Genomic DNA, 17,034 nt, shown 5'->3' with positions numbered 1-17,034 from the left:
GCCAAAGTGGAGCTAACTGAAGACATTGCCATGAATGATGAAACAGTTCACGCCGAACGCCATACGGTGACGTTCCAGCCACTTGATCGCGAGCTTGAGGTCCGTCGTGGCGAGAAGATTCTCGCGGCGGCGCTTGCAGCAAATTTTCCGCTTCCTTATAGCTGCCAGAAGGGCGTTTGCGGTTCCTGCAAGGCCAAGGTGAAGGCTGGGACTTGCGATCAGGGGGACGCGCAGTTTGCTGGCCTTTCGGCTTCGGAGGCAGAGCAGGGTTATGTGCTGCTCTGTCAGGCGACACCGGCATCGGATGTGACGGTTGAATGCCGGACGGGTCCGTCGGTTGAGGGTTATCCGGCCAGGAAGACGCCATGCCGCGTATCTGCGCTCGAACGTCCGGCCGACGACGTCATGCGTATCCGGCTCAAACTACCCGCCAACCCGCAGTTCAAATTTCTTCCTGGCCAATACATCGACGTCACGATCGCTGGCGGAGTCAGACGCAGCCTGTCGATAGCCAATTCGCCAGAAGACGAAGGCTTCATCGAGTTGCATCTCCGCAATTACGGCGGCCCCTTCAGTACCTTCGTATTCGGCAAGTTGAAGGAGAACGATCTCCTTCGGCTGGAGGGACCGCTTGGTTCGTTCTTCGTACGTGACGATACCAACAAGCCAATGATTCTCCTGGCAAGCGGTACCGGGTTCGCTCCGATCAAGTCGATTATCGAGCACGAACTGCGCAAGCAGAGTGGCCGACAGATGACGCTGTACTGGGGCGGCCGACGTCCGCACGACCTCTATCTCGATTCACTCGCGCGGTCGTGGGCTGCGCAAGGAATTAAATATGTCCCCGTGATTTCCAATGCTGCAAAAGAGGACGACTGGAAAGGGCGTCCGGGGTTTGTTCACGAAGCGGTAATGGAGGACTTCGTGGACCTCTCGTCGCATCAGGTCTATGCCTGCGGTGCGCCCGTCGTTGTTCTCTCGGCCAAGAGGGACTTCACCGAGCAACGTGGCCTTCCTGAAGCAGAGTTTTTTGCGGACATTTTCGTCTCAGGTGCGGCGCCCTCCGCATGACAGCGTTAAACAATGAAGGAACTGGTATGTCTCTAGACGGGCTGAAAATCGGGAAGCGTGATTCTCAACTGTGGATCGAGATCGACCGCGCCGAGAAGGCAAATGCAATGACGGTCGCCATGATGGAAGGAATTACCTCCGCGATCGTCCAGGCTGGTGCCGACGAGACCACGCAGGCAGTCGTTCTGACGGCGACGGGCGAAAAACTTTTTTGTGCGGGAGTGGATGTACGCGAGCAATCGCCAGATGGAGATGGCGCACGTCAGCGGGAAAGACGTTCTCACGCGCTTGCGGCACTTCAGGATGCCGTAATGGTTACGCCGGTGCCAATCATCGTTGCGCTAAATGGTCTTGCTATCGGCGCCGGCGCGATGCTCGCGCTGATGGCTGATGGGTGTGTTGCCGTTGAAGGATCGGCGCTCTCTCTTCCGGAGATTGATCTCGGGATTCCGACCTTTTCGGGCGCCAACATTCTCACCGTGCTCGGCGGGCGCGCGCTTGCAGCGGATCTCATCCAGACGGGACGGCGGCTGCCTGCCGCTGATGCGCTGAATCGCGGGTTGATCAGCGTAGTGGTCTTGAGACATGACCTTGAACAGTCGGCAAAGCAGGCCGGCGAGGTACTGGGATCCAAGAATCGCCAGGCATTTGTTGACAACAAGCGCTGGATCAATCGAGGCCTGCGCTCAGCGCTGGAAGAGGCCCGTGAGGAACACGCGCGCCACCGGGCCAAGACGTAAGGCGTTGGCGAGCACTGAAAGTGGCTACAGGCAGAGCCTGATTACGAATTGAAACGGAGACGGACGTGGCAGATCTTGAAATCAGCAGGCTTGGTCGTGTGGTGGTCGCCACGCTAAATCGACCGGAAAAGAAGAATGCGCTAAGCGAGGACATGCTTGAACTGCTACGCACCGAGCTGAAGAAAGCAAACGACGATGAGGATGTGGGCAGTTTCGTTCTCACGGGGGCGGGGGACGCGTTCTGTTCAGGTGGTGATCTTGGACGCCGTGCGGCCGAAGGTGGGGATCCCACGCCGCTTGAGCGCAAACACCGCCTTCAGCGTGTGACTCACAAGGTCGCTCTCGCAGTCGAGGAATTCGAGAAACCGTTGATCGCAGCTGTTAACGGCGCGGCCGTCGGCGCGGGCATGGACCTTTCGCTTATGTGTGATATCCGCTTCGCCGCGCAATCGGCGCGGTTCGCAGAAGCGTATATCCGGGTCGGTCTGATTCCGGGCAACGGCGGCTGCTATTTCCTGCCGAGGCTGGTTGGGCCGGCCAAGGCGTTGGAACTGTTGTGGACTGGCGACTTCGTTACTGCAGAAGAGGCGCTCAGGCTAGGCATGGTCAATCGGATGACTTCGGACGAAAGCCTGCAGGAGGAAACGCTCGCGTTTGCTTCCCGTCTGGCCGAGGGACCGCCCGTTCAGACACGCGACATCAAGAAGCTGATGTATCAGTCGATGCGTACTGATCTGCGCACCAGCCTTGAGACGACCTCGGCGCTCATGGCCGTGGTCCAGTCGACGACCGACTACCAGGAAGCGATCACCGCATACAAGGAAAAGCGCAAAGCGGACTTCAAGGGGCGGTAAAGCGCTGTCCGCCCCTCTTCGGCTGGCCACGGCATGGGCTTCCCAGTCGGGCCGATAGCAGACCTCGATCAGATCAGAGAGGACCAGACCATGCAACAGATCGTGCGCTCGTTGAGATGGAACATCGACAAGTGGTTCGGACCGGCGTGCCGCGATCGAATCATTGTGACGAGGACCCCTGATGCCAGATGGGGCGCGAGGTGCGTTTGTGTGCGGGAAAAGGATCCGGACAGTGATATATCGCTGTTCCTGTTTCGGCACACAGACGGCTCCTGGAGTGTTTTCCCTCCTGCGCAGCGCGGGCCGTCATTCACACTGGGATTGCTGGTAGCGAGCGTCCCATGCGGGACTGATCTACGAACCCCGGATATGAGTCTTCAAATAAATTGAAGACGTGTTGTCTGAAGGCTGGTGGCGATCGCCGTGACGCCCCCGTAGCATGGCCTATCAGTATAGGACAATTAACATGGTAGACGTTCTCATAATCGGAGGAGGCAACGCCGCACTGTGCGCCGCAATAATGGCGCGGGAGGCGGGTGCCAGTGTACTTCTGCTTGAGGCCGCTCCCCGGGAGTGGCGCGGCGGGAATTCGCAGCATACGCGCAACCTGCGCTGTATGCACGATGCTCCCCAGGATGTACTCGTTGAAGCCTATCCGGAAGAAGAGTTCTGGCAAGACCTTCTTAAGGTAACCGGCGGAAATACGAACGAGGAGCTCGCACGTATTGCGATTCGCGCTTCGTCGCGTTGCCGCGACTGGATGAGAAAACACGGTGTACACTTCCAGCCCCCCCTTTCCGGCGCGCTGCACGTCGCCCGGACCAATGCGTTCTTCATGGGCGGCGGGAAGGCGCTTGTCAATGCCTATTACCGTAGTGCCGAAGTGATCGGTGTCACTGTCCGGTACAACGCGCCTGTCGACTCGATTGAGCTTGATGGCACCCGGTTTGTCGCCGCAAAGATCGGCAACGAACGCATCGAGGCGAAGAGCTGCGTGCTTGCGGCGGGAGGCTTTGAATCGAATCGGGAATGGCTTCGCGAAGCGTGGGGACAAGTGGACGGCGTCTGGATTGCAGACAACTTTCTGATCCGCGGTACACGGTTCAATCAGGGCACGCTTCTAAAATTCATGATCGACGCCGGTGCGGACGCTATCGGCGATCCCTCCCAGTCGCACTGCGTGGCAATCGACGCACGCGCGCCGCTTTATGACGGCGGAATCTGCACCCGCGTCGACTGTGTTTCGCTGGGAGTCGTCCTCAATCGCGACGGAAAACGGTTCTACGACGAGGGTGAGGACTTCTGGCCGAAGCGTTACGCAATCTGGGGGCGCCTCGTTGCGCAGCAACCAGGGCAGATTGCCTATTCGATCATCGACTCGAAAGCGATCGGCCGGTTCATGCCTCCCGTATTCCCGGGAACGAAGGCTAACTCGCTCCGCGAGTTGGCATCGGCCCTCGGTTTCGATGAGGACGAGTTCCTGGAGACGATCCAGACATACAACCGGTCGTGCCGGCCTGGTACCTTCAACCATGCAGTGCTTGACGACTGCCATACCGAAGGGTTGACTCCGCCGAAGACGCACTGGGCTCAGACATTGGACCGGGCGCCTTTCTACGCTTATGCATTGCGTCCCGGCATCACGTTCACATATCTCGGCCTGAAGGTGGATTCGAATGCTGCCGTGCATTTCCGCGGAAAGCCATCCCAAAACCTGTTCGTTGCGGGAGAGATGATGGCTGGAAACATTCTCGGTAAGGGTTACACCGCCGGAGTGGGTATGTCGATCGGGACAGCCTTTGGACGGATCGCTGGTACTCAGGCCGCGGAAGCGGCAAAGCACTATAGGGAAGCTACTCATCATGCAGTCGCTTGAAACATTGACCCGCGAGGCTGTCGCCCTCGCGGCAAACGAAGTCGTATCCCCGACTGACATGACTCAGGCGGAGGGCGAAGTCAGCCGCATCATGCAGATCTGCAACGCGTGTCGATATTGTGAAGGGTTTTGCGCCGTATTCCCTGCAATGACACGACGGCTCGAGTTTGGAAGGGCGGACGTGCACTTTCTCGCGAATCTGTGCCACAACTGCGGCGCATGCCTGCACGCGTGCCAGTATGCGCCGCCGCATGAGTTCGCGGTCAACGTGCCGCAAGCGATGGCTAAAGTGCGAGTGAGCACCTACACGGAATATGCGTGGCCCGCTTCGTTCGGTGCGCTGTACCGGAAAAACGGAATGACAGTGGCGCTGGCGCTGGCCGGCGGCCTCGCGGTGTTTCTCGCACTTGCTTCGATGGCAGGCAGACCGCAACCCAATAGCGCAAACTTCTATCGCGTGTTTCCGCACAATCTTCTCGTTCTCATTTTTGGGTCGGTTTTCCTTCTTGCCCTTGCCTCGCTGTCAATTGGCGTGCGTCGATTCTGGAAGAACGAGAGCCCTGGCGGACTGTCGGTTGAGGCTACCGCAGAAGCAGCGGGATCTGTGTTGACGCTCAAATATCTTGGCGGCGGTCACGGCGAAGGGTGTAACAACGACAGCGACCGTTACTCGCTTGCGCGAAGACGGTTTCATCATTTTACTTTCTACGGTTTCATGCTCTGTTTTGCATCGACCTGTGTCGCGACGCTCTACCACTATCTCTTCGCCATCGAAGCGCCATACGGGTTGACCAGCCTGCCGGTGTTTCTGGGATCCCTCGGGGGAATGAGCCTTGTCGTGGGATGCAGCGGCCTGTTCATCCTCAATCTCAAGCGGCACCCGCTACATGGAGATGCCGCGCAAAAAGGTATGGACCGCGGATTTATTGCGCTGCTATGGCTGGCTGGGCTCACCGGTCTGGTACTTCTGGGTGCGAGGGAAACGGGAGCGATGCCGGTCCTGCTCGCCGTGCATCTGGGTGTTGTGCTGGCTCTTTTTATGACACTGCCCTACGGCAAGTTCGCGCACGGTATCTATCGAACTGCCGCTTTGCTGAAGTGGTCGGTCGAGAAGCGGAAGCCGTCATCGTTGATGGTCGAGGAGTAATTGTAAGAGGAAAAGCTGATGCGAAGTCCCGGCGTTCAAACCGGGGTAGCCGCGCGAGATGCTGCCATCGGTGGGTGTTGGACGTCCTTACAAAATTCTATAGCTGCCCACGCCGTCGGAATCGCAGTGACGTGATTGGAGCGAGGTTCGCTCCTGTCGGAAAGAACAGAGTGTTATTGACGTTCATAGGAGGAGACACCATGAACAGAAAATTGCTGCACAAGGATCTGATTGGTGGCGCATTGCTGATTGTCGTCGGGAGCGGAGTGCTAACGCATTCCGTTGCCTATCACATCGGCACGCTGGTGCAGATGGGCCCAGGGTTTTTCCCGTTCTTCCTGGGCCTCGTTTTGGCCCTGGTCGGTTGTGGGATCGCTGTTCAAGGCTATCTCTCGGTACATGCGGGCGCGGCGTCCGGCAAGGTCGCCCCGAAAAAGAAGTTGCGGCCGGAATGGAAGGCCTGGTTGCTGATCTGCCTGGGCATGGTTGCGTTTGTCGTCCTGACGAAATACCTCGGACTTGTCGCGGGCACATTTGCAGTGGTGTTTATTTCGGCGCTAGGTGATCGGGATAACAACATCAAATCGGCGACTTTGCTGGCATTGGCGATGGTTGCAGTCGCCGTGGTCGTCTTCTGGTGGGCGCTGCAGATCCAGTTGCCGCTGTTCAAGTGGGGTGCTGTATGATCGCGCAAACGCTGCATGATCTCATGTATGGTTTTAGCATCGCGGCGATGCCGCAAAACCTCCTCTGGTCATTCGTCGGGGTGCTGGTTGGCAATCTGATCGGCGTGCTTCCCGGCATGGGGGCACTCTCGGCGATCGCAATGCTGCTGCCGCTGACCTATTCGATGCACGCGGTTCCGGCACTTCTGATGCTGGCCGGTATCTTCTATGGTTCGCAGTACGGCGGTGCGCTGGGTGCGATCCTGCTGAACCTGCCGTCTCATCCGCCGCACGCCGTCACCTGTATCGATGGGTATCCAATGACGAAGCAGGGGCGTGGGGGTACCGCGCTGGGTATTACGATGGTGTCGTCCTTTTTTGCCGCGTCGGTTGGCATCATAGTGATGATTTTTCTTTCGCCCTGGCTCGTCAAGATCGCTTTCGATTTCGGGCCGACCGAGATCGTTTCGATCATGATGCTCGGCCTGATCGCTGGAGCGACGATGTCCCGGGGATCGCGGCTGAAAGGCATTGCGATGACGGTATTCGGGTTGCTGCTTGGGATTATCGGCACAGACGTCAACAGCGGCGTGGAACGTTTCACCTTTGGCTTCACCGAACTTTCGGATAAGGTCGAGCTCGTTGCGCTATCGATGGGTCTGTTTGGCGTTGCGGATTTCCTGATCAACGTCAACCGGATCAGTTTCGTGGGGACGCAGACCAAGGTTCGCCTGCGTGACATGCGGCCAACGGGTGGCGAGCTGAAACAGGCGTTTTGGCCGATGGTTCGGGGCACGTTCGTTGGAGTTCTTTTTGGAGCGATGCCGGGCACAGGCCCGACCATCACCACCTTCCTTGCATACGCTCTTGAGAAGAAGATCTCGAAACGACCGGATCGCTTTGGCCAGGGGGCCATTGAAGGCGTGGCCAGCCCAGAGGCGTCCGCTCACGCCAAGACTCAGGTTGATTTCATCCCGACCTTGACACTCGGTATCCCGGGTGACGCCGTGATGGCTCTGCTACTCGGTGCCTTGCTGATTCAGGGATTCCAGCCCGGCCCCCAGCTGATCACGCAGCACGCCGATCTTTTCTGGGGTCTCATCGCAAGCTTCTGGATCGGCAATGTGCTTCTGCTTCTCCTGAATGTGCCGCTGATTGGAGTATGGGTAAAGCTGCTGCAGGTGCCTTACCGCCTGATGTACCCGTCGGCGCTCTTCTTTATTGCCGTTGGGGTTTTCAGTACGAACAACAGCTTGTTCGAGGTCGGCGAGGTGCTCGTGTTTGGCTTGATCGGAGCGGTTCTGCTGGCACTTGATTTCCCCGTAGCCACTATTCTTCTCGGGTACGTTCTGGGACCTATGGTCGAGGAGAATTTCCGGCGGGCACTGTTGCTTTCGCGAGGCGACCTGGCGATTTTCGTGCAACGACCGATCAGTGCAGCGTTCATGGCGATCTGTCTGGTGCTGGTTGTCGGACAGTGCTTCTTTGCCTGGCGTGAGCACAAGCGCAAACGCTCGACAGGCGGGTCGCCGGAGGTGGCCGTTCCATCTACGTCTCACGTGCCGCTCACCGGAGAGTGACGACAAACAGCCCCGCGCGACGCGGGGCTTGTCACTTGCGCCGCAGGTCCAGCTGTCAATGCAGAGACTGTGGTTTGCGAACAGGTTAGCGTCGGGAAGCCCGGTTTCGGATCAGATGCCGAGTGTCGCGGTGGCCTGAATTTTGCGGAGGGCGGCTGACACGACCGCGGCTGATGTACCATACGTTGTCTTGGACCCTGTATGGAATGTCGCGAAATGATGCGCTCGGTTGAACGTATTCTGGCTGTTTTCGAAAGCTTTAGCGCTGAGAGGAGCAGTCTTTCTCTCCAGGAAATCTCAGAACGCATTGATCTGCCGAAGTCCACCACTTTCCGGATTGTGCAAAGTCTGGAGCGAGCTGGCTACCTGGTTCGGCTGGAGGATCAGCAGTATTGCCTGTCATTCCGGTTCACAAGGCTCGCTGGCCTCGTGCGGGGGACCTTGGGTATCCGCGAAATTGCCCGTCCATTCATGACGGAGCTCGCGGAGACCACGAAAGAAACCGTCTCGCTCCATACGATCAACGGCGCCCATCGCGTCTGCATCGAATCCATATCGACAGTCACAGCGCCTCTTAGGGCGGTGGTGCAGGCTGGCGAGCAGATTCCGCTTCAGGCCGGCTCCGGCTCCAGGGTTCTGATGGCGTATATGTCAAAAGCGGATCTGACTCCGCTGCTACCGGCGGCTACGAAAGCCACCAAGCAGAGCAAGGCAGCTTTCCTCAATGATCTCGAGCGCATTCGTGAGAATGGTTATGCTGTCTCGCACGGTGAGCGACTGATGGGTATCTCGGCAATTTCGGCTCCCATCATAGGCGTTGATGAGCAGGTCCATTATTGCCTGTCCGTTGGTGCGCCCACCGTACGCATGCAGATGCATGAGAAGAACTTCATCAAGCTGGTAGTCGAGGCAGCTTTGAATATCTCGCGTCAATTCGGAGGGCACGCAGAGTAGAACAGGCAGATAGACAGTAGGGGCGGTGCTTAGAACAGCGATCCCAGCATTCCGCCCTCAACCGGGATGGTCGCGCCGGTGATAAATCCAGCCTGTTCCGACGCCAGAAAGGTCACCACACCCGCAAGTTCTCCCTGCGTGCCCATCCGGCCAAGAGGCGTCAGGCTCTTGCGCGCCTCGGCCTGCGCTGGAGTATAGGCTGCGGATCCCGCGCGATGTGGCGTCTCGATCAATGCGGGTGCAACGCAGTTGACCGTGACGCCGCTCAAACCAACTTCATTCGCGAGATGTTTCATATACGCGGTCACCCCGGCGCGGAAGACCGTCGATAGACTGTGGTGAGCCATCGGCGCCTTCACCGAAGCTGATGTGATCGCAATAACCCGTCCCCATCCGCGTGCAGTGATTAGTGGCATGGCTTGGCTCATCACCTGCAACACACCGCCAAGCTGGTTCTGATAGGCCTCGTCCCAGCGCGCCATGTCGACCTCTTCGGTCGTCGCGCGAATCGGATTCGGCGGCCGGGCCGTGTTGAGCACGACGATGTCCAGTCCGCCAAACTCTGCTTTTATTGATTCGACCAGCGCAGTAACGTCACTGCTCACGCGCATGTCTCCCGCTTTCGCAAGAGCCCGCACACCATGTTGCTGGATGATCTCGTCCGCGACCCTGGTCAGCTTGTCCTGTGATCGCGCGAAAAGCACCACGTTTGCTCCCTCTGCGGCAAGCGCATGTGCAATGTTACGACCCATACCGCCGCTCGATGCAGTAACCAGAGCGGTCTTCCCTCCAATGCCCAAATTCATGATTAATTGCCCTTCACTCTGATGATTGAACGAGTTGACGCGTTGGCTCGCTTACGATGCCGTGACTACTACCTCATCGCCTTCGATTTCGAACTGGTGAGGCATGTCTTCCGAGGCCCATTTCATATATTCGACAACCTCCTCGAACCGCGGGTCGCCGGCGCGCAGCACCTCGGGGCGATAGCGGCTATCGAATTTGACGGGAAGGAACGAGACCTTTGCCACGCCCTGGGAGGATACATAGGCTTTCGCAAGCAGGGCGCGGGTGCAGTCTCTGCCGTAAGGCATAAGAGGATACGCCGGATCGAGGTCCATGAAGTTGCGCACAGCACCTTGCGCCCATGCCGGCTCATTCGTCCATGCGGGTGCAGCGAAAGATTTGGTCATCGCAAAGACGCCCAGGCTGTAGAAGATGACCTTGCCTTTGTAAACCTCGATCGCCTTCGGGATATGCGGCGCGTGTCCGACGACCAGATCGGCGCCAGCGTCGATGGCTGCGTGGGCCACGGAAACCTGATAGTCGGAAACGATTCGGGGAAGCCGAATCGCCCCGGCGTGATAGGCGAGTACGACTACGTCGACCTTCTTGCGCAGATGTGTGATGTCCTCCGTGAGCCGGCCAAGGTCCTGCGGAATCGGCGAGGTCCATACTCGAACTGGCTGATGGGGTCCGCGCGTTTCATAGCTCGTCTTGACACGGATGTTGACGACCCCGGGCTTTCCTTTGCCAGCGTCGGTCCCGGCAGTAGCGACCGACGTGTAACCGAGATAACCGACGCGGACGCCCGCTTTTTCAATAATTGCCGGCTGACGGGCCTCGTCCAGGTCGCGCCCCGCACCAGTGACTTGCAGGCCTTTTTCGAGAAACAGTTTCCGCGTGTCGAGCATCGCTTCCGGGCCCGCATCGAGACTGTGGTTGTTTGCCATCGTAACGGCGTCGAACAGTCCTCCCGTAAAAAGCGTCGACATCTCAATCGGCTGACAGACCTGCGGCGCATGATCCGACTTTACTCCCCTCTCGGAGTAAGTACGCATGCAGTTCACGAAGCGAAAATCGGCTTCGCGCAGGAAAGGCGCTACCAGGTGTGTGTAGCCCTCGATAGGAAAACCCTGCTCTGGGCCATGGGTGGGACCGCAATCACCGCCAATAAGAATCGAAGCAAGCTTTGTCATTCCGCCTCCTCATGTTTTGCTGGCCCTTCGGACTGAAACGGGGCGCTGTTAAAAGGCTAGCTCAACTAGCCGTACTTGGAAACCTGTCACGTTCGCGTCGCTGCTCTTTCATTTTAAGTTCCGATCAACGAAACGCATATTGATTATAGGAACCCATGATAGCATCTGATGAGGGGGCAATGTACGCGGAAACGGTTCGCAAAGTTTTCCTGTCTTTGCTCGTTTTGACGTGACGTGGAATACAAAGGAGACGTTTGTGACTAAGACTGATGGCTGGACCTCGAGCGCCCGGCTTGCTGGCAAGGTGGCTGTTGTCGTGGGGGCAGGGCAGAGCCCGGGCGAAGGTGTGGGTAACGGACGGGCGGTGGCAATGCGTTTTGCGAGGGAAGGAGCGCGCGTTCTGGCCGTCGACAGGTCGCTGGAATCAGCGGAGGAGACCGCGCAAATCATAAGAAGCGAGGGTTTCGAGGCTTATGCGCTCGCTGCGGACGTCGCGCACGAGGAGCAACTCGCCAGCGCAATTCAAAATGCCAGACAAAAGTGGGGTTCGGTTGACATATTGCACAACAATGTGGGCGTTAGTCTCGCCGGAGGCGACGCAGACCTGATGGACCTCACTGAAGAACGGTTCGACAACATTTGCCGGATCAATCTGCGCGGAACGGTGTTTGCTTGCAAGCACGCGGTGGTGATCATGCGTGAACAGCGTTCCGGAGTGATTGTCAATGTCTCGTCAGCTGCGGGGCCAGGAAAGTATCCCTATGTGGCCTACAAGGCGACGAAAGCGGGCGTGATCGCGTTCACTGAGCAGCTCGCACTGCAGAACGCACCGCATGGGATCCGCGCCAACTGTATCTTGCCAGGGCTGATTGCCACTCCGATGGCGGTGGATACGCGAGCTCGCGAGTGGAACCAGAGCAGGGAACAGGTTCTCGCGGAACGGGATGCCAAAGTACCCCTTGGCCGGCAAGGCACCGCGTGGGATGTAGCCAACGCCGCCTTGTATCTGGCGTCTGACGAGGCGGCGTTCGTCACGGGCGTGTCTTTGCTTGTTGACGGTGGTCGGATTCTGAACCGTATCTGATGGAAGCGAAAGACAGCGGAAATGCTGTCTTCCGCTTCGAGCATCAGCGGACCGGAACGATACCCATCCAGTACTGCATCTGGCCTTCCTGTGTTTCCACCGGATACTGACGAACATACTCGAGCGATCCGTCTTCGCGCACGCGAAATACAGTGAGAGCCGCGGGAATCGTCCTGATCTTGCCATCGACGCACACCGCAAGCGGCTTGGTGCTCGCTGTCACCAGCAGTCTGCCGGCAGGATCACATGCAAAGGTCCGAACGTGAATGCTTTGCGTGTGAGCATGCTGCACGAGCGTTGGCTTGCCCGTCAAAGAGTTAATTTCGAAAACGGCGATGCTGTTCTCACCGCCAGCAAAAATTCTCCGGCCATCGGACTCTTCAGTCCGGTCGGCGCGATTTGCGACATACACGTATCGGCCGGAAGGATGGACATGAATGGGACCACCGAGTTGCCGCACGTCTACGCGATCGGGTGCTTCGAGAAGGCTACAACGGTACGCCGGTTCACTCTCAAGCGCGTTCTCCGTAATCCGGAACATATAGAGCTGATTGGTGCGCTCGTCTGAAACGTACATCCATGGACGTGTCGGATGAAAGTCAACGTGTCTTGGGCCAAAACCGTAGCCATGATCCGGTGCGACGACTTCGCCCGGCGAGAGGATCCCTGAGGAAAACGGGAACAGTCTCAACGCACCAGGATCTTCTGCCTTGTCTGATCGTGCGTGGTTCCCCCGGTCCACGATCAACGCCGCTCGTGCCGACGGCAGCACGCGTACCTGATGAGGGTAGGCGCCGCAGTCGAGGCGGTCGTTCTGGTGGACGGGGTCGCCAATCGTGCCGTCTTCGAGAAGGGCATGGACGGTCAGGCCACTGCGCGGAAAGTTGTGCGCGCTTAGAAGGTATTTCCCGGTAGGATCAACGCAGGTGTGAACAGCCCGGCGATCCAGCTCTCGCGAAGGACCATGGGCCGTCAGTGCGCCGTCATTGCCCATCCTGAAAGCGCTCACGTGATTGAAATTCGAGGGCACCCGCGGTCCGGCGGCGCTGGTCGCAACATAGAGATAGAGATCGTTTGGATGGGGCCAGGCATATTGGACTTTAGCGAGGGTCCGGATGCTTTCCCGCCTGGTCAGGGTTGCGGCCGCAACGTCGACGTCGTAACGCGACACGATGTCATCGACGGCACTGAAGAGTGAAATCAGGCTCATTGCTAGAGGCTCCAGATTGCGGAGGATCGGGTGGGGCCGCCCCCCTCTGACGGGAGGATGCGCGGCAGACCGCCCGATCAGGAGATCAGGCGGGCGTGAACATCGGGATTGCGATGCCGCTCCCGGATCTTTTGAACACCACCTGAACGCGTTGCCCGATTGTGATCGAGTCATAGTCGGTGTCGACGATGTTTGTAAGCATCGTGGGACCCTCGTCGACCTTCACATAGGCGATGCAATAAGGTGCGCGAGCGCCTCGACGGGTGACGCTGTAAGTGTAGATTTCGCCGGTGCCGGCGGCGTCCTTCCACAACAGATCGGTGCTCCAGCAGAAGGGGCAGAGCGACCGAGGGTAGTGATGTGCTCGACCACAGCTCGAGCAGACCTTCAACAGCAACTTACCTTTATCGGCTGCTTCGAAATAAGGTTCGTCACCAGGATTGATAGCGGGATCCTTGATCTCGCGTTCCGCGACGGTTGAAGTCATGTGAGTTACTCCCTTTCCAAAATCACTGTTGCGCCCCCGTGGCGATTCCCGATAGCGCCGCCTATGCCGGTTGCAAGGGCAAGCGTGCAATTCGGAACCTGTACCGACGGGTGAGCTTCGGTCCGCAACTGTCTCACGGCCTCAATGATCTTCGTCATCCCGCCACGATTCGATGGATGGTTGTTGCAGAGGCCACCACCGTCGGTGTTGAAGGGAAGCCTTCCCGTACCGGAAATCAGATTGCCCTCCGCCGCAAACCGGCCACCTTCCCCCTTCGGGCAGAAACCGAGGTCCTCGAGTTGCAGAATTACCGTGATGGTGAAACTGTCGTAGATAGACGCATACTGGATGTCTGCTGGCGTTACTGCGGCCTCTTCGAAAGCCCGCGGCCCGGTCCAGGCGGCGGCCGTGTAGGTCAGGTCAACGTCCCCACCCGTCAGGTGTTTTGTCGATTCACCGCATCCCAGCACGCGAACACGCGGACGCGCAAGAGACCTGGCGATTTCCGGTCGCGCAATAACGATCGCCCCTCCACCATCGCTCACAACGCATGAGTCAAGCCGGTGCAACGGATCTGAAATCATCGGCGAGGCCAGAACGTCCTCGACGGTCACAACGGAGCGCAGCATTGCGTTTTCGTTGTACTGCGCATGATGGGACGCTGCGACCTTGACCCAGGCCAGTTGCTCGCTTGTCGTCCCGAATTCGTGCATGTGGCGCTTCGCCGCCATCGCGTACAAGTTAAGCGGGACCGGACTGTAAGGGATTTCAAACGGAGCTTCCGGAAGGTTGTTTCCCCGGTTGCGGACCTGCGTTCCGGCACTCCCCTCGGAATTTGGCCTCCCCGCGAGGGTAACGAGCGCGACGTTGCATTTGCCGGCTGCAATTGCTTGCGCAGCATGTGCGACGTGCATCAGATAGGAACAGCCTCCCATGTCTGTCGAATCGATGTGGCGCAGCCTGGTCAGATTTAGATAGTCTGACAGCGACCACGGGTTTGCCCCAGGGGCGTCACCTGCGCAGAAAAATCCGTCGATGTCGTCGCGCGTCAGTCCGGCGTCCTCGATCGCGCCCTTCGCGACTTCAGCGTGGAGTTGGGCAACCGAATGATTGGGCGCCTTGCGTAACGGGTGTTCGTAGGCACCGACAATATAAGCCTTGCCTCTGATGGTCATACGTAAGTCTCCTGTCTTAATGAAGGAATCCGCGGCGTCCAGACCGGCTTGCCACGCGGGATCGCTCGGGGTTCTGAAGTCTGCATTTTTGGGCTGTTGTTGGTTTCGATGAGTGGAATCGATGCTATCTGCCAGAACCATGATACCATCGGTTCACGCTCGGAAGCGTTCCACGAAATCACGAGAAATCACGGAATCACGCTTTCGCGCGACGAGAGGGCGGGCGTCGATGTAGGGTGACTGGGGTGTTTGCAGGGACATTGGCGTCGCTGCCCGAGCGGGATGCGTTGATCAGGGACACCTGGTCGTCTGGGATACGCATGCGGATTCGTCAGCGCGTGTGCGCTGTCCGGGAGAGGAAAATGAGCGAAGAGGTGAGAGAAGTGACTACGGAAATTGCTGCGGTGCAGCCGCAGGCGGAGTTCAAGATCTGGCAATGCGTGTTGTGCGGCTTTATCTACGATGAGGCTGAGGGCCTTCCATCGGAGGGCATCGCGCCAGGCACCCGGTGGGAGGACGTGCCGCCCGATTGGGTTTGCCCCGAGTGTTCGGCATGCAAGGCCGACTTCGACATGGTGGAGGTATAAAGTGTGAGGGATGCGGATCCTGACGAGGCCTGAGTGTTGTTGTTGGTGTAGTTCGCGATACGACACTGCCCCTTCACTTCTGGTCCCGCACCGACACCCGCGCGCACAAATCGCGGTGCCGAGCGATTAAATGAAGGCTTCTGGTCCCTCGAGGCAGAAGCTGACCAGTCCCAGAAAAGACAACTCAGCCGCGCAAGACGGTTGAAGGAGACACCATGAGCCAGTCAGTGCAGCCGCCCCTTGAGGATTGGGGCGATCGCGTAGCAGGCAGGTCTGGAGTGACCGATCGGCAGATACAGCAAACGTATCGCAAGGTTGCGCTCCGACTCGTGCCGTTTCTTTTCCTGTGTTGGGTGGTGAATTACCTCGACCGGGTCAATCTTGGTTTTGCCAAGATGTCACTCTCCCAGGATCTGGCACTTTCTGACGCGGCCTACGGGTTGGGGGTCGGCCTGTTTTCGATTGGCTACGTCCTCTTCGAGGTACCCAGCAACCTGATACTGGAAAAAATCGGGGCGAGGCTGACCATGACTCGCATCATGGTGCTGTGGGGCGTAGTAACGTGCTCGATGATGTTCATCCATACGACCACCCAGTTTTACCTCGCGCGCATTCTTCTCGGTGCTGCGGAAGCAGGTTTTTACCCAGGGCTTCTTCTTTATCTTACCTACTGGTTTCCGTCGGCTCGACGTGCGCGTATCACTTCGCGCTTCCTGCTTTCGATCGCCGTCTCTGGAATCGTGGGCGGTCCCATCGCGGGATGGGTCCTTCACAGCTTCAACAATGTGGCAGGGTTGCGTGACTGGCAGTGGCTGTTCCTGCTTGAGGGGCTGCCAGCGATCCTGCTAGGTGTTATCGCATACTTTTATCTCGATGATCGCCCCAAGGACGCTAAATGGCTCACCGAGACGGAGAAGCGGATCCTGACCGACAATATCCAGGCTGACAGGAAGTTCAAAGGTTCAACTGGCCATCAGGGACTGCTCGCGGTTCTCCGGGATCCACGGGTCTATGTCGTCGTACTCGCCTCACTGGTTACACCAATGCTTGGCATTGTGATGAACTATTGGATACCGACGATCATCCATCGTGCGGGGGTGAAAGACATTCTCCATGTTGCAATGCTTTCAGCGATACCTTCGATTTTTGGGGCCATTGGAATGATCCTGGTTGCGCGGCATTCCGACAAGCACGTAGAAAGACGCTGGCATTACTTTTTTTCGATTTCAATTGGAGCAGTCGGACTTGTGCTGCTTCCTCGGGTGGGCAGCAACCCGGTGCTCACGATCGGGTGCCTTTCGCTGCTCGGCATCGCATATTACGCGGGCAGCACAATGTTCTGGACGATTCCACCTGCGTATTTTTCGGCCGGATCGGTTGCGGCGGGTATAGCGCTTATGAGTAGTCTCGGACAAGCGGGCTCGCTGCTGACGCCAACCTGGCTCGGATGGCTCATGACGAATACCCACAGTATTGCGATCGGCTTGTACACCATTGCGGCAATCGCGCTCGCTGGAGGTCTGATCATTCTGGTTGGTGTGCCAGCCGCCGCGCTGCGAGAGCGCCAGGACTCGTCCCTGTAATCGTCATTCTGGCTTCGGTCATAAACTAATAACGGTAGAAGT

General features: G+C 58.1%; 16 protein-coding genes. 11 read left to right on the top strand and 5 right to left on the bottom strand.

The window, feature by feature from the left end; translation table 11 throughout:
* Window positions 1-30 precede the first annotated feature (30 nt).
* The 8 genes from OKW40_RS08860 to OKW40_RS08825 all read left to right on the top strand — a co-directional run bounded on the left by OKW40_RS08860 (window position 31) and on the right by OKW40_RS08825 (window position 8,887).
* Window positions 31-1,071, top strand: coding sequence for a CDP-6-deoxy-delta-3,4-glucoseen reductase (locus tag OKW40_RS08860; protein WP_429491936.1), 1,041 nt, complete (start codon window positions 31-33; stop codon window positions 1,069-1,071).
* Between the two features lie 26 nt (window positions 1,072-1,097).
* Entirely contained in the window at window positions 1,098-1,811 is a 714-nt protein-coding gene (locus OKW40_RS08855; RefSeq protein WP_429489329.1) for an enoyl-CoA hydratase/isomerase family protein, read from the top strand.
* A 65-nt stretch (window positions 1,812-1,876) separates the two neighbouring features.
* Window positions 1,877-2,665, top strand: a complete 789-nt coding sequence (locus OKW40_RS08850) for an enoyl-CoA hydratase/isomerase family protein (protein WP_429489327.1) — start codon at window positions 1,877-1,879, stop codon at window positions 2,663-2,665.
* A gap of 466 nt (window positions 2,666-3,131) precedes the next feature.
* Window positions 3,132-4,541, top strand: coding sequence for an FAD-dependent tricarballylate dehydrogenase TcuA (gene tcuA, locus OKW40_RS08845; RefSeq protein ID WP_429489326.1), 1,410 nt, complete (start codon window positions 3,132-3,134; stop codon window positions 4,539-4,541).
* Window positions 4,528-5,688 carry a tricarballylate utilization 4Fe-4S protein TcuB gene (gene tcuB, locus OKW40_RS08840; protein ID WP_429489324.1) on the top strand — a complete coding sequence of 387 codons (1,161 nt, stop codon included), beginning with the start codon at window positions 4,528-4,530 and terminating at the stop codon, window positions 5,686-5,688. The genes tcuA and tcuB overlap by 14 nt, the downstream gene beginning before the upstream one ends.
* Window positions 5,689-5,888: 200 nt before the next feature.
* The gene (locus tag OKW40_RS08835; RefSeq protein WP_429489322.1) at window positions 5,889-6,374 is read left to right on the top strand and encodes a tripartite tricarboxylate transporter TctB family protein; all 486 of its coding nucleotides are present in this window, start codon (window positions 5,889-5,891) and stop codon (window positions 6,372-6,374) included.
* A complete protein-coding gene (locus OKW40_RS08830; RefSeq protein ID WP_429489320.1) occupies window positions 6,371-7,933 on the top strand; it encodes a tripartite tricarboxylate transporter permease in 1,563 nt (520 codons plus the stop codon). The genes OKW40_RS08835 and OKW40_RS08830 overlap by 4 nt, the downstream gene beginning before the upstream one ends.
* Window positions 7,934-8,149: 216 nt before the next feature.
* Window positions 8,150-8,887: an IclR family transcriptional regulator gene (locus tag OKW40_RS08825; RefSeq protein WP_429489318.1), complete on the top strand. Its 738-nt coding sequence runs from the start codon at window positions 8,150-8,152 to the stop codon at window positions 8,885-8,887.
* A 29-nt stretch (window positions 8,888-8,916) separates the two neighbouring features.
* Here the strand turns inward: OKW40_RS08825 and OKW40_RS08820 are convergent, their stop codons facing one another.
* Window positions 8,917-9,639 carry an SDR family oxidoreductase gene (locus OKW40_RS08820; RefSeq protein ID WP_429489316.1) on the bottom strand — a complete coding sequence of 241 codons (723 nt, stop codon included), beginning with the start codon at window positions 9,637-9,639 and terminating at the stop codon, window positions 8,917-8,919.
* 105 nt (window positions 9,640-9,744) lie between these two features.
* On the bottom strand, window positions 9,745-10,866 hold the full coding sequence (locus OKW40_RS08815) for a CapA family protein (protein ID WP_429489314.1): 1,122 nt from the start codon (window positions 10,864-10,866) through the stop codon (window positions 9,745-9,747).
* A gap of 256 nt (window positions 10,867-11,122) precedes the next feature.
* Here OKW40_RS08815 and OKW40_RS08810 point away from each other — a divergent pair, with 256 nt between their 5' ends.
* Window positions 11,123-11,950: an SDR family NAD(P)-dependent oxidoreductase gene (locus tag OKW40_RS08810; RefSeq protein ID WP_429489312.1), complete on the top strand. Its 828-nt coding sequence runs from the start codon at window positions 11,123-11,125 to the stop codon at window positions 11,948-11,950.
* A 43-nt stretch (window positions 11,951-11,993) separates the two neighbouring features.
* Here OKW40_RS08810 and OKW40_RS08805 read toward each other — a convergent pair whose 3' ends face one another.
* From OKW40_RS08805 to OKW40_RS08795, 3 genes are all read right to left on the bottom strand, one after another.
* Window positions 11,994-13,160, bottom strand: coding sequence for a lactonase family protein (locus OKW40_RS08805; RefSeq protein WP_429489310.1), 1,167 nt, complete (start codon window positions 13,158-13,160; stop codon window positions 11,994-11,996).
* Between the two features lie 85 nt (window positions 13,161-13,245).
* A complete protein-coding gene (locus OKW40_RS08800; protein WP_429489308.1) occupies window positions 13,246-13,647 on the bottom strand; it encodes a Zn-ribbon domain-containing OB-fold protein in 402 nt (133 codons plus the stop codon).
* A 5-nt stretch (window positions 13,648-13,652) separates the two neighbouring features.
* Entirely contained in the window at window positions 13,653-14,822 is a 1,170-nt protein-coding gene (locus tag OKW40_RS08795; protein WP_429491935.1) for a thiolase domain-containing protein, read from the bottom strand.
* Between the two features lie 362 nt (window positions 14,823-15,184).
* Here OKW40_RS08795 and OKW40_RS08790 point away from each other — a divergent pair, with 362 nt between their 5' ends.
* A complete protein-coding gene (locus tag OKW40_RS08790; RefSeq protein WP_429489306.1) occupies window positions 15,185-15,409 on the top strand; it encodes a rubredoxin in 225 nt (74 codons plus the stop codon).
* A 215-nt stretch (window positions 15,410-15,624) separates the two neighbouring features.
* Entirely contained in the window at window positions 15,625-16,992 is a 1,368-nt protein-coding gene (locus tag OKW40_RS08785; RefSeq protein WP_429489305.1) for an MFS transporter, read from the top strand.
* The last annotated feature ends 42 nt before the right edge of the window (window positions 16,993-17,034 follow it).

Source organism: Paraburkholderia sp. RAU6.4a, from assembly GCF_050435625.1.
Classification (GTDB): Bacteria; Pseudomonadota; Gammaproteobacteria; order Burkholderiales; family Burkholderiaceae; genus Paraburkholderia; species Paraburkholderia tuberum.
The sequence above is the reverse complement of the archived record's forward strand: the minus strand, read 5'-3'. Positions and strand labels throughout refer to the sequence as shown.